Here is a 13,071-nt window from a genome sequence, read left to right as displayed (position 1 = left end):
GTTCAGGAAAGTACTTCCGAGCAGCGTTCGCAGACGTCTGCACCTTCTTCTTCAGGTTCGTACCGGCGGCATCTCGGGCACATGGCGTGTTCCGTTCTGAGGGCAGTAGCGGCCAGTTCCGGCCCGGTCTGGACGCTCAGGTCCGCAATGATGAAGAATTCCGTGCAGAAGGCACGGTCCTCCAGCAGGGCCACCACGTCCTCGCTTTCGTTGGAGGGGACGGTAAGCCGGATGTCCGCTTCATTATTTTTGGAGAAGGTTTTGGCCTTTACCTGCTCTTCGATCGCCACCTGGATGACGGATTTGATTTCCAGCAGGCGGGAGACGACGGAGGAGGCTTCCTGCGTATCGTATTCCGGCATGGGGGCGGGGAAGTCCTGCTCATGCACGCTGCCTTCATAACCGGCATATTCCCAGGCTTCGTCCGTCGTAAAGGCCAGGATGGGGGCCAGCAGGCGGCACAGAGCCTTGAAGATGATGGTCATGGCCGTCAGTGTGGCGCGGCGGCGCACGGAAGTGACGGAGTCGCAGTAGAGGCGGTCCTTCGTGGTGTCCACATACAGCGCGGACAGGTCGCTCGTGCAGAATTGGTTGATGACGCTGAAGGCTTTGCGGAAGTCATAGGCTTCATACGCCTTGAGCGTTTCACGGATGACGGCGTTGAGGCGTTCCAGAATCCAGCGGTCCAGGATGGGCATGTGTTCCGGAGAGACGGCCTGCGTGGCAAAGTCGAACCCGTTGATGTTGCCCAGCAGGATGCGCAGGGTGTTGCGCAGGCGGCGGTAGGGTTCCGTGACCTGCTTGAAGAGGTCTTCCCCAAAGGGGACTTCATTCTGCCAGTCCACGGAAGCGGCCCACAGGCGCACGATGTCCGCGCCGTATTTGTCGTAATAATAGGCGGCGTCGATGGGCTTGCCGCTTTTCGCGTCGGATTTGGAAGTCTTTTTCCCGGTATCCTTGTCTACCACGAATCCATGGGTCATCACGGCCTTGTACGGGGCTGTGCCGCGCCAGGCGACGGAAAGCATCAGGGAACTTTGGAACCAGCCGCGGTGCTGGTCCGTAGCTTCCAGGTACAGGTCCGCCGGGGCGTCCAGGCCGGGGCGGGAATCCATGACGGCCATGTGGGAGCTGCCGGAGTCAATCCAGACGTCCAGCGTATCCTTGCCCTTTTTCCAGGTTTTGGGAAGGCCCAGGCGCTCGCACAGGGCTTCGTCGGAAAGTTCAAACCAGATGTTGGAGCCGTGGGCTTCCACCATGTCCGCGATTTTGCGCACCAGCGCGGCGTCCAGAACGGCCTTGCCGTCCTCGTCAAAAAAGACGGGGAGCGGGACGCCCCAGGTGCGCTGGCGGGAGATGCACCAGTCCGGCCGGGCTTCCACCGTACCGTAAATGCGGTTGCGGCCCCAGGCGGGCAGCCACTGCACCTTGTCAATCTGTTCCAGCGCCTGCGGGCGCAATTTGTCCATGGAGATGAAGAATTGTTCCACCGCGCGGAAGATGATGGGGGTCTTGGAACGCCAGCAGTGCGGGTACTGGTGGCGGTATTCCTCCACGCCGAAGAGGTTGTTGTCCTTTTCCAGCATGGCGATGATGTCCTTGTTGGCGTCAAATACATGTTTCCCTGTCAGGGCGGGAACACCCACTTCTTCCGTGTATTTGCCGTCGTCGTCCACCGGGGAAAGGACGGGCAGTCCGTACTGGCGGCCTACGTTGTAGTCGTCCGCACCGTGGCCGGGAGCAATGTGGACGGCACCGGTGCCGGTATCCGTCGTGACGAAGTCCGCCAGAATGATTCTGGATGTGCGGGAAAGGAAGGGATGTTGCGCTTCACAGTTTTCCAGTTCCGCTCCCTGGAATTCACGGATGGTTTCCGCCAGGGCCCAGCCTGTCTTCTGCGCGAACGCGTCCAGAAGCTCTTTCACGATGACGAGGGTTTCCGTCTGGCCGTCCTTCATGAATTTTCCGGCCACATACGTGAAGCGCGGATGAAGGGCGATGCCGACGTTGGCGGGCAGCGTCCAGGGCGTGGTGGTCCAGATGACCATGGAGGCTTTCAGCCCCAGGGGATTGTCCAGCAGGGGGAAGCGGACGAACACGGAAGAGCTGACCTTTTCCTTGTAGTCGATTTCCGCTTCCGCCAGCGCGGTGTAGGCCCCGTAGGACCACTGGACGGGTTTGCGGCTCTGGTACACGGCTCCGTCTTCCACCAGTTTGGCGAAGACGCGCAGAATGTTGGCTTCATAGGCCGGGTCCATCGTCAGGTAGGGGTGCTCCCAGTCGCCGAAAACGCCCAGGCGGCGGAAGGAAGTCCGTTGAATGTCGATGAAGCCCCTGGCAAATTCCACGCAACGGCGGCGGATTTCCGCCGCGTCCAGGTCGCGGGCCTTCTGAACCACCTTGAATTCGATGGGGAGGCCGTGGCAGTCCCAGCCGGGAACGTACGGGGCGGCATAGCCGGCCATGGTTTTGGACTTGAGGACCAGGTCCTTGAGAATCTTGTTCAGGGCCGTTCCCATGTGCACGTCGCCATTGGCGAAGGGGGGGCCGTCATGAAGGAGGAACCGAGGTGCGCCCTGTTCTATCCTGCGGGACAAAATTCGTTCGTACAGCCCGGTGTCTTCCCACTTTTTCAGGCGTACGGGTTCGTTTTTCGTCAAGTCTCCCCTCATCGGGAAGCCGGTTTCCGGCAACAGGATGGTGTCTTTGTAATTTTTTTCGGGCGCACTCATGCCCGGAAAAAGTATCACCTGGTCCGTTTCCGGTCAACCCTGCGCTGTGGCACGGTCCGGGCCTATGCCGTTCATTCCTCCCGCTTTCCGGATGAATCCGCCGCTGCGGCATTCTCCGTTCCGCGGCGCTGGGCGGCGGCAGGCAGGATTTCCCGTTCGGAAAGCCATTTTTCGGCGTCTTCCGGCCACTGGTCAGTCGGATTGCCGCGCTTCTCCATGCCGTAGCCGTGCCCTCCCCTGGAATAAAGGCGCAGGGTCACGGAAACGCCTTTGTCCCGGCAGGCCTTTTCCATGAATTTGCTGTTGGCGGAAGCTACGCCGTCGTCCTGGGCGTGGACGAGGAAAACGGGCGGTGTGTTTGGCGTGACCTGCCGTTCGGCGGAGCACAACTCCTCCAAGGCCGGATCGGGCTTGGCGCCCATTATTTTCCTGCGCGTGCCCTGATGGGTCTCTTTGGGGTCCATCGTGACGACGGGATAAATCAGCATGGCGAAGTCCGGACGCGAGGAGACGGAGTTGAGGGGATTGTCCGCTTCTTCCGGGAGCGCCTTGTTCCACAGTGTAGCGGCCATGGAGGCCAGATGGCCGCCTGCGGAAAAGCCCATGACGCCGATTTTTCCGGGATCTACGCCGAGTTCCCCAGCATGTTTGCGTGTCAGGCGCAGGGCCTGCCGGGCGTCCAGAAGAGGGCCGGGAAACCTGTCTAGATCGTTGTTTCCCTGGGAAACGCGGTACTTGACAACCACCCCAACCATGCCGTGCGCCGCCGCCCACCGGGCGATGTGCACGCCTTCCTTGTCAATGGCCATGAGGATGTAACCGCCACCCGGGAAGATGCACAGGGCCGGGCGTTTGTCCTGCGGGCGCCACCCGGCGGGGAAATGGAATTGAAGTTGCGCTTCTCCCACGTCCGTAATATGACCCGGAGCAACCTGTTTTTCCTGCATGTCCGCCGCCTTGAGTCCCAGCGGAATCCAGCCGGTGGCAAAGGAGGACGCACCGGTTTCCGCAGGCAGTTTTTTGATTGCGGCGGAAAAGGATTCCGCACCGGATGAGGCGGTAACGAGGATAAGGGTGACGGCGCAAAAAAGGGATGGGATGTTCATGGTTTGCTGGCAGTGGAAATGATGAGTCTGGAGAGTCCCTGGACGACTTCCGCGAACTGGGGATAGTCCAGTTTCTCGGCCGTGTCGCTGGTTTCATGGTAGTCGTCGCAGCGGAGAAAGGCCGTGTCCGTAGCGGCGAAGGAGGGAATGCCCTCCTTCATGTAGCCCCAGTCGTCGGACCAGGAAACTCCCCTGGTGTAATAGGGGAAAGCGGCGGAACGGACCGGGAACCGGCTCAGGGTGGAGAATTCGTCGGCACAGGAACGGGCGAAGTTTTTCCCCGTATTGGTGGACAGGAAGGCCACGTAGTCGCAACGGTCCGGCAGTCCGGCCAGTCCGGCGACCACGGCCGACTTGCGTTTCTTGTTCACCCGCGGAGAATAACAGCCCAGCGTTTCCAGGGCGATCATGCCGATGACCTTGTCTTTTCCCGGCCGGGCGGCGATGGATTTGGCGTGTACCACGCTGCCCATGGCGGGGGTTTGGTAAAAGGGCGGTTCCTCGTTGGCATAAGCTGCCAGGCAGACGTCGTGAAGAGTGTCGGAGACGGCCAGAATCCGGGCCACTTCCAGCAGGGCAGCTACTCCGGAAGCATTGTCATTGGCTCCGGGCGTGCCCGTGCGGGAAGGTCTTGCGGGGCCGTGGTCGTGCCAGTTGTCCATGCCCACCTTGGTATCGTAATGCGCGCCGATGATGAGTGTTTTCGCATTGGGGGAGCTGCCTTTTTTCGTGGCGATGATGTTGTACACGGTCTTGTCGCGCACGGCTCCGTATTTCTCGGACCGGGGAATGTGAACGGCCTGTCGTGTGACGTCATAACCCATTCCGGAGAGGGCCTGTTCAATGTATTGGGCGGAGCGTTCCATGGTTCCTTCCTTGTAGGCGTTGCGCTCCCCGATGGTGTCCGCCAGGTGGAACACATGCATTCTCAAATGCTCTTCCGTTTGTTCCGTGTCCGGAATATTGCCGGAACCGCAGGGCTGGAAGAGCCTGGTGCAGCAGGGAATGGACAAGAGAAGGGCAATGATTACCAGGACCGGAAGAAGGCACAGAGACAGAAAAATGGGCCGTTTCATAGGGGCGGAAGCAGTTGAACCCATGCTAGCCCTGCGCGCAGCCGCTGTCAATGAACATGTTCCGCCGCCCGGAGGCTGGGGCGTTATTTTCTGAACCTGTTCCCGGTGTTGGCGTAAATGATGGCGAATGTGATACTCGCTACAAAGAGGAATACGGCAATGGAAAGAAGTACGGGGCTTTCCAGAATGGTGCTGATGATGCTGAGCAGCATGCAGAAGGCCAGGAAAAACATCAGCCTGCCGGTGAAGCGGCACAGAGCGCGTTCATCGTACCGTTCTTTTTTCTCCCGGCTCAATGTATTGTAGCCGGCGATCAGGAAGGAGCATTTTCCCATGGAAAGAATGATTCCGAGGAAGATGAAAACTCCCATGATCAAAATGGGTACCAGAAGAGGGGAAAGCTGGGCGGTCATATAAATGAAAAGAATGCTGATGGGAATCCGTGGCGATAGGGATATTACTGCGGAAAGTAAAGCGGTAGATCAATTTTGAAGGGAAGATGTTCGGAAAAAATGTAAAAAATAGATGATTGATTTGGTGATAATTCGTCAACTGAGTAATCCCTTTTCCGGCATGATCAGCCTCAGGTCCCTCCATCAGTCGACTTTGAAACATTTGAATTTCAAAAACAAGAAGTTTAAATCGTGATGATTCTACCATATTCCATCCCGGTAGCAGGATTCGGATGAATCAAAGATACTTGGGCAAGTTTCCGGAAGTCATATCCTATGGCATTCAGCAGGGAGAGTAATGGCATTTTCCCTTTCTTTTGAGAAATAGCTTATGCTCCAGGATGGCCGGTTTTTTCATCTGTGTGTTCCCAGGAAGAACGGATATTATTGATGTGGGCCATGTCTCTTTTAAGTAAAGAATGGGAAAAGGGGACAGAATGGTTTTCTCTTCAATCCTGTTCAAGTGATTATCCTTTTAATGATGACGCTTGATTCATGGCGAATATATTTCAAGGAAGATTTTTCAGAAGGCACGGAATTTTTTTGCCCGGAGGAAAGAAAAGGAACGGGACTAAAAATAGATGGCACCGATATTTAATTCCGCTGTTTTTATGTATTTTTGTTCCATATGACGTTTATGCCAGTGATATTTCTCCAGAGGAAAATATTTCTTTCGCCTTTTCCAGAGCACTGGTTCAGATGTTGGAGAGGAGATGATTAAGCATATTTATTTTTGTTTCCTGCGGTAGGTCTTGAATCAATTCTATAATGGAATTCTTACTGATTCCTTGTTTGTACAGATGCAATGATAAAGGTACCGACCTGCAGAGGATGGAATATGGTTGGTCTCCGATAGGGCAGCAAGCAGTTCATCACGATTTTTAATTTTTGGAAGAAGGATTCCCCTCAACATATTTTCCTTTTCAGATACTGACGGAAGCCTGTCCAGTTGACGCAAACAATCGATTGCTGGCGTTCTGTTAATGGGTGTGATTTTTCGATAAGGCACTCTATAGTTTTTTGATATTTAAGTTTATTACCGATTGGTTCCGGATGCATTGATACATTTCCTGAATGAGAATATCCAAATCTTTGTGGTTGTATTCAATGTTATTCGTGTGTTGATTGCCATAGGTTTCATTCTCTTGATAGCCGTGATTTTACCCTAATTAAAATATGACAATACATCATCATTTGACCGGCAGGCGCCAGAAGCCAATAATACATATTGCCATTATATTGGAATAAATTAAAAACTGTAATAATTGATATAAGGAAAATCATGAAAATAGACGTTTTTCTAATAATCCTTTTCCGTTTTACAATATTTTTGTATAGGAAATTTTCGACGCAAATAATGAAAAATCCCAATATGAGAGGAATAATATAGAGAAGGGATAAATTCATGTCTTCCTCATCATATGCTTCTGGTTGTGTTTCCATTACTGGAAAAAAGATTAATATGGTGCCAACAACCATATAAATGAAACATAATTTTCCTATTCTTAAGTCCATATTTTATAAATTAACCATGAAACATGCTTTTTATGACAACAAGGTTCTTCATGTCCCTTTCCATGAAGAAGATTATTTTCCCGCTGCATCTTTTTCAGGAATCGGGGAATTCATCTATGAAGCATACAAATTCCATCCATCTTGTCCAGCAATCGGAACAGGATTAATCTTATTTGCCGGGCGAGGGGATGATATATCGGTAATTGGAGTAAATCAGATCCGTTCGCCATTCGTGAACTCTTATACTCATGGAACGCCCTCCGTATTTGTTGACCTTCAAAGATGGAAGAGACGTTCTTCATGCCATCATGCATGAAGCAGAGATGTTCTCCGCTTTTATTCCGTTCTTCCTACAACAGCTCATGATTGTGAGGCGCGGAGGTGTCCACTCTTCCGTATTCCGTGGATAGTTTTTATCAACACAAAGGAGGGATGCAATATGTCCAGTTTGGCGGTCTGCATGTGGCCTCGGCACAGGTAGCAGGCATGATGAACTGTTGTCTGTGGACGGAGTCTTTTTCTCAAAGTGGTGTCTCATATAACTATGACCACAGCCAGCAGTGATTTACCCTCCTTTTTTAATGAAGGAAACGAGTTTATCTTCAAGATCAAGACAGCGGTGTTGAATGGCGTGCGCGTTTGATATCAGGCAGTATTTGCAAGGACGTTTGAAGGAGCCGTCATTTTCCTGAAAGCAGTTTTCCATCTGCCTCCAGGGAAATGTCCCGAATCAACCTGCCACAGGCGTCACTTGATCAGGAATCGGATTTTTCCCGGTTTTTCATTTCAATTATTCGGAGCAGCTCTTTATTTTCCTCAACATTTTTACCGTCTTGAATGTCATTTCGGAGAATTGCCTTCACCTTTTCCAGAGCGTCTTTCTCTTTCTGTGTTCCTTCTCCTGGGGTTCTGCGCAAGACTTCCCGGGCTTCGGAAATTCCTTGTTGTGCCGCTTTGACTATCCATATCATTCCCTGGCGCTCGTCCTTTTCCAATCCGGTTCCATTCAAGTAACATATCCCTAAATTGAACTGTGCTTTTGGGAACCCTTGTTGTGCCGCTTTCCGGTACCAGACGACTGCTTGTTGCGGGTCCCTGGCCGTACCCTTTCCGCATTCATGTAAAACGCCCAGATTGTACTGGGCCCCGGGATGTTCTTGTTGTGCCCCTTTCTGAAGCCAGGTTATGGCTTCCTTCTCGTTTTTCTCCACTCCCAGCCCTTCCAAGTAGCATATTCCCAACATGTCCTGGGCCGCCGGGAATCCTTGTTGTGCGGATTTCCGGTACCACATGAATGCTTGCTCCGCGTTTTTCTCCACTCCATCTCCCCGGGAATATAAAAAACCCAGGTTATATTGAGCGGATGGGTCTTTCCGTTCTGCTCCTTTGGATAGCCATTCTTTTGCCTTGGGTATATCCTGCACGGTTCCAATACTTCGGTAGTAGCATTCACCCAGCAAAGCCATTCCCCGGGGACTTCCCTGATGGGCTGCCCGGGAGGCCCACAAAAAGGCTTTCCGGCCATCTTTGCCGGCGTACATGCTGGCAAGCTTACATTGTGCTGCCGCATCTCCTTGTTCGGCCGCCTGTTCCAAGGCACCCGATTCAGTGAGTTGTTCCTGGTTTTCCGACTCGGCTTTCCGGATAAGCCGGAGCAGTTTTTCATTTTCCGCAACGTTTTTGTTTTGCCGGATATCGTTCCGGAGAATTTTCTTGATCTCTTCAAGAGCTGTTTGTGTTGCAGAATTTCCTGCTCCGGGTATGTGGAGCAATGTTTCCTGTGCCGGGGAAAAACCCTGCCGTGCCGCCTTGAAGATCCACATGACTCCCTGAAGTTCGTCCTTTTCCATTCCCTTGCCCTGCAAATAGCACATCCCTAAGTTGTTTTGCGCTTGAGGCAGTCCTTGTTCAGCCGCTTTCCGGTACCATGCCGCTGCCGCCTGAAAATCCTTTTCCATTTCCATCCCCTGTTCTGACCAGACTCCCAAATTGAATTGTGCTTCCGGATGCCCTTTTTCAGCCGCCTTCAAAAGCCATTTTTTCGTTTGAGCGTTGTCTTGAGCTACCCCGGTTCCCCGGTAGTAGCAATTGGCAAGCAACATCATTCCTTCCGGACTGCCCGATTGGGCTGCACGGGTTGCCCATATAAAGGCTTTTCCTCCATCTTGCGGGATTCCTTCTCCGCGTGCATACATAACTACGAGACGGCATTGAGCCTGCGTATCTCCCTTTTCAGCCGCCTGCTCCAGAATGGTTATTTCCGGTTGCTTTTCGGTTTCCTGAATTTCAGGGGAAGGAGGAACGGGGAAAGGTAGTTTGTTTCCTTCCCCATAGCCCATACCGAATAGGCATGACAGACATCCACATGTAGTAAAAATAATACGTATCATTTTTATGTAAAATTAATTAATGATTGCCATGATAGGGGGAGATAGGGGGAGATAGGGGGAGATAGGGGGGAAGGGACGCTCCCCGCTGCTATTTTTAAGATCTGTTTTCTTTTGATTTTATGATAAGCGGGAGTTTTTTCTGGTATTCGAGGATTCCTAACCGGTAATATTCTACAAGCGTTTTCCCTTCCGGATATCTGTCTAAATTCTTTTCCAGTACAAAACTGCATATCCGGGAGAAAAACGGAGTTTCATCTTCTTCATAAAGCATGAATGCTTTTAAAAAATTCCAGCCGGATTCATCATCGGGATGTCCTTTAATGTGCCAATCCATTGTGAATTCAAAGATCCACAATGGAGAAATATTTTCTGAATTTGCATAGAATTCAAGAAGATTTTTTGATTCACGACAGGGGCAGTCTTTTTTCCTGATTTCTGAGAAAATTAATTGATCGAGCAACACCGAAACATCTTTGTATTTGTTCATGGAACGAAGCATTCTTCCAGAAATAATAAAGTCTCTCCAATTTTGAGAATGCACCAGGGACGCGGCCAATTGCCTTTTACAGAATTCCGGCATTTCCTCTATCATTTTCCGAAGATTTATTTCATCCGGACTTTTCGCTATTGGTTCCCATTGGACAACCGGGACTCCATTGACGATTATATTGCGTGCTGTACGGTTGGTGAGTTTTTCCTGATTTTTGAGTTGTTTCAATAACCTGTTGCGATATTCCTTGTAATTAGAATTCGCAATCCCAGCCTGATGATCATTTCTCTGATTTTTAGTAAATTCCACGCTATCTTCTTTTTGGGATGGAAGAGAATGATGAGTACATGAGGTTAATCCCCATGAAAAACAGACAGTTGCGAGAAGGATACGTTTCATGGTAATATTTTTATTGTTTGCGGACACGGTTAATAACCATGTAATCTCCCTGTTGCGAACGAACTACTGTAGCATAAAAACAATAACCGTTTGTTTCCCAGTTGCTGTAGAATGCGTATTGTGGATTCGAAATTTTAGTTTTCTTTTTGTACATACTGTTTTCAATGTATTTCACCGTATCTTCCAGGGGAGGGTCTCCATCATGCTTTATCATGGAAGGCATATTGACTGAAACAGGTGAAAACAAAGTCCAGGTATAGGCATCATATTTTACGTCGCGCTCTTTTCCTCCGCCGTCAGTTGCAGAGAGAATTATCGTAGCGGCAGGGAAAGAAATCCCCGTATGTTTGTTGACTTCAGGGATATTCCATGAATCTTGTTCAGAGTCACATGCTGCTATCAAGACAATATAGAAAACAGAAAAGAGTTTGTATATTATTTTTGTGCCTTTTTTCATCGTCTCCAGGGCAGTAGTTATAAAATTTATCTTCGAATTCCAGAGTATATTTCTCTTTACAGACTACCGCTGTTCTTTTTCTCCATTCTTTGTAGCTTCCAACAGCAGGAAATCAATTTGAGTTTCATTTTTTATCATTGTATCCGAGTGATGTGCTTCTCTATGAAATATTATATTTTTCATTGGAGAGGGCTTACGTGAAAATATAAGCATATTTAAGTTTTATTTCATTGATAATTTCTGCTATAAAAATTATTTGTTTTCAAATAAAGATTGATTGAATTCTCCAACAAAAATAAGGGTTTTCTCAGAACGGTTGTATTTGTATAGTGTATAAATCTTTCCCTCTTCATCATTGTTGCTCAGATGAAGAATATACAAATCGAGATTGGCATTCAAAATGAATAATCGTTTCCCGAATTCGCCGTCTCCATTTATGAATAAATACGATATTTTGTTTTTTTTATCTACCCAGAATTTACCTTGATTGAGTCTTTTATTAAATGATTCCTTGCTTTCTTCATAAATGAAGTTCGGAGGGATTGACGTGATTTCTTGTAATATTAGGTTTTTATCGTGAGCATGAGTCTTTGAAAAAAATGCAATTGATATAATTAATAATATGTATTTCATAGATGTTGTTTTATATATTATCTCGAATTTTTCACTTAATTTTAAAAATCGTATATTATCCCAGGAATGTTATTTTTTAACAAGAGGCGACTGAAGCGTTATTCCGGATAAGAGAACTTTATCTTCGGGTTGAAGAGAGGGCCTGCTGTTTTTCACTGATTTATTGCATTGACAATAAATAGTATGGCAATTTATCCATTCGACTTCGTTAACGTTTTTAATGGCAGTGGCAAGGATGGGAGCTGTCCGCCTGGTTCAAAACAGGAAATAGCAGGAACAGAACCAGGCGATGATCAGCAGGCCGCAGGTGAATTCAAGCAGAAGTCCCGTAAGCATTCCCAGGGCGGCGCCGGACCCGGCCTTGAATGCGGCGGCGATGTCCTTGCGGGCGAAAATAAGTTCGGCCAGGAGGGCTCCCAGGAACGGCATCACCAGAAGGCCAACGATGGGGGTGAACAGAATGGAGCCCACAATGGCTCCGATGATGGCGCCCCAGATTCCTGCCGAAGTGCTGCCGAATTTTTTGGCTCCCATGCCGCCGGAAAGCTTGTCAATGACGAGTCCACCAGCCACCAGGAGCGCCAGCACGGTCCACTCCCACCACGCCAGGGTCTGGCTGCCCATCACTCCCTGCCAGATGCAACCGGCCGCAATGATGATGATGCCGGGCAGCATAGGAATGAGCGTGCCGATCAGTCCCATGCCGAACAGGAGCAGGGTGACGCACCAGATGAGGGTTTCAGAAAGTACCGGGGGCATGTTTTCGTTCTTAGCAGGAAGCGGGAGATGTGGCAAGGATTCTGCCCGGCTTGCGGCATGACGGAAAAACGCCGGCCGTCTGATGGATTGCTGTTGCAGTTTCCGTAGTCTGAGTATGCAATGCCTGCCTATGGCTTTTCCCGGTTCTTTTTTACGGAACGGAGTCTTGTGCTCCTGTGCCCTGCTTATGGCAACAGTTTCCTTTTCCGCCGAGGTCCCGGAAGGGGATTCCGCCTCCATCCGGGAAATTGTCCGTCCGCTGAAAGCGCATGTGGGCGTTTCCGCCGTCATGCTGGACACGGGCGAATCCGTCTCTGTGGGGGACGAAGCTTTTTACCCCATGCAGAGCGTTTATAAATTCCCGCTGGCCCTGTCCGTGCTGAAACGGGTGGACCAGGGAGTTCTGGACCTGGATCAGAAGGTGCAAGTGACCAGGGACCAGTTGCCGGAAAAAACATGGAGCCCTTTGAGGGACCGCTTTCCGCAGGGCGGCGAGTTTCCGCTGAAGGAATTGTTGCGTTTTTCCGTACAGGAAAGCGACAATAACGCCTGTGACATCCTGTTTTCCCTGATAGGCGGCCCCAAAGCCGTTCAAAAGGATTTGAAGAAATGGGGGGTGGAGAACATGAATGTTAAATACACGGAGGCGGACACGCACCGGAATAATGAATGGCAGTATTCCAATTCCGCCCGTCCCTCCGCCATGACCTCCCTGTTCCGGAGGTTTGACGAGGGGAAGATATTGAAAAAGGATACACAGCTTTTCCTGTGGGATATGATGGCTTCCTGCGCCACAGGGGCGGAGCGGTTGAAGGGCCTGCTGCCGAAGGAATACGTGGTGGCGCACAAGACCGGAACGGGAGGAGCGTTGCCGGACGGCGCCGTTTCCGCCATCAATGACGCCGGGATCATTGTACTGCCTGGCGGCAGGAGAATGGCCGTGACTGTTTTCGTGATGAATTCCAAGGATTCTCCCGCCGTCTGCGAGGGGACGATCGCTTCCGTAGCCCGCTGGCTGTGCACGGAATGGAAAGCCGCCGAAGGCGTTAAGAAGTGAACGCC

General features: G+C 50.6%; 11 protein-coding genes. 2 read left to right on the top strand and 9 right to left on the bottom strand.

Translation table 11 applies throughout. The annotated features are described in order from the left end of the window. Window positions 1-2: 2 nt before the first annotated feature. The 4 genes from ileS to HMPREF3039_RS03735 all read right to left on the bottom strand — a co-directional run bounded on the left by ileS (window position 3) and on the right by HMPREF3039_RS03735 (window position 5,327). Complete coding sequence (gene ileS / locus HMPREF3039_RS03750; RefSeq protein ID WP_067568953.1) at window positions 3-2,732, bottom strand: isoleucine--tRNA ligase; 2,730 nt, start codon at window positions 2,730-2,732, stop codon at window positions 3-5. Window positions 2,733-2,803: 71 nt separating this feature from the next. Further along, entirely contained in the window at window positions 2,804-3,838 is a 1,035-nt protein-coding gene (locus HMPREF3039_RS03745; protein ID WP_067568951.1) for an alpha/beta hydrolase, read from the bottom strand. After that, window positions 3,835-4,914, bottom strand: a complete 1,080-nt coding sequence (locus HMPREF3039_RS03740; protein ID WP_067568949.1) for a M28 family peptidase — start codon at window positions 4,912-4,914, stop codon at window positions 3,835-3,837. Before HMPREF3039_RS03740 ends, HMPREF3039_RS03745 begins: the two co-directional genes overlap by 4 nt. An 83-nt stretch (window positions 4,915-4,997) precedes the next feature. Continuing rightward, the gene (locus tag HMPREF3039_RS03735) at window positions 4,998-5,327 is read right to left on the bottom strand and encodes a DUF3784 domain-containing protein (RefSeq protein ID WP_067568947.1); all 330 of its coding nucleotides are present in this window, start codon (window positions 5,325-5,327) and stop codon (window positions 4,998-5,000) included. A gap of 1,522 nt (window positions 5,328-6,849) precedes the next feature. Here HMPREF3039_RS03735 and HMPREF3039_RS13570 point away from each other — a divergent pair. Next, complete coding sequence (locus tag HMPREF3039_RS13570) at window positions 6,850-7,197, top strand: hypothetical protein (RefSeq protein WP_231863838.1); 348 nt, start codon at window positions 6,850-6,852, stop codon at window positions 7,195-7,197. 439 nt (window positions 7,198-7,636) lie between these two features. On the opposite strand, the gene HMPREF3039_RS03725 is transcribed toward HMPREF3039_RS13570, so the two are convergent. From HMPREF3039_RS03725 to HMPREF3039_RS14090, 5 genes are all read right to left on the bottom strand, one after another. Then, a complete protein-coding gene (locus HMPREF3039_RS03725; protein WP_082770240.1) occupies window positions 7,637-9,271 on the bottom strand; it encodes a tetratricopeptide repeat protein in 1,635 nt (544 codons plus the stop codon). 94 nt (window positions 9,272-9,365) lie between these two features. Continuing rightward, the gene (locus HMPREF3039_RS13565; RefSeq protein ID WP_156473597.1) at window positions 9,366-10,160 is read right to left on the bottom strand and encodes a hypothetical protein; all 795 of its coding nucleotides are present in this window, start codon (window positions 10,158-10,160) and stop codon (window positions 9,366-9,368) included. Between the two features lie 10 nt (window positions 10,161-10,170). Next, window positions 10,171-10,617 (bottom strand): hypothetical protein, encoded by a 447-nt coding sequence (locus HMPREF3039_RS03710; RefSeq protein ID WP_067568934.1) that lies wholly within the window; start codon window positions 10,615-10,617, stop codon window positions 10,171-10,173. Window positions 10,618-10,869: 252 nt separating this feature from the next. Then, window positions 10,870-11,250 carry a hypothetical protein gene (locus HMPREF3039_RS03705; protein ID WP_067568927.1) on the bottom strand — a complete coding sequence of 127 codons (381 nt, stop codon included), beginning with the start codon at window positions 11,248-11,250 and terminating at the stop codon, window positions 10,870-10,872. A gap of 255 nt (window positions 11,251-11,505) precedes the next feature. Next, window positions 11,506-12,009, bottom strand: coding sequence for a DUF456 domain-containing protein (locus HMPREF3039_RS14090; RefSeq protein WP_067568924.1), 504 nt, complete (start codon window positions 12,007-12,009; stop codon window positions 11,506-11,508). Window positions 12,010-12,196: 187 nt separating this feature from the next. On the opposite strand from HMPREF3039_RS14090, the gene bla reads away from it, so the two are divergent. Continuing rightward, on the top strand, window positions 12,197-13,066 hold the full coding sequence (gene bla / locus HMPREF3039_RS03695) for a class A beta-lactamase (RefSeq protein ID WP_067951945.1): 870 nt from the start codon (window positions 12,197-12,199) through the stop codon (window positions 13,064-13,066). The last annotated feature ends 5 nt before the right edge of the window (window positions 13,067-13,071 follow it).

Origin of the sequence: Akkermansia sp. KLE1798 (assembly GCF_001580195.1) — a bacterium.
GTDB lineage: Bacteria > Verrucomicrobiota > Verrucomicrobiia > Verrucomicrobiales > Akkermansiaceae > Akkermansia > Akkermansia biwaensis.
Note: the sequence above shows the minus strand (reverse complement) of the source record. Positions and strands in the feature narration are given on the sequence as shown.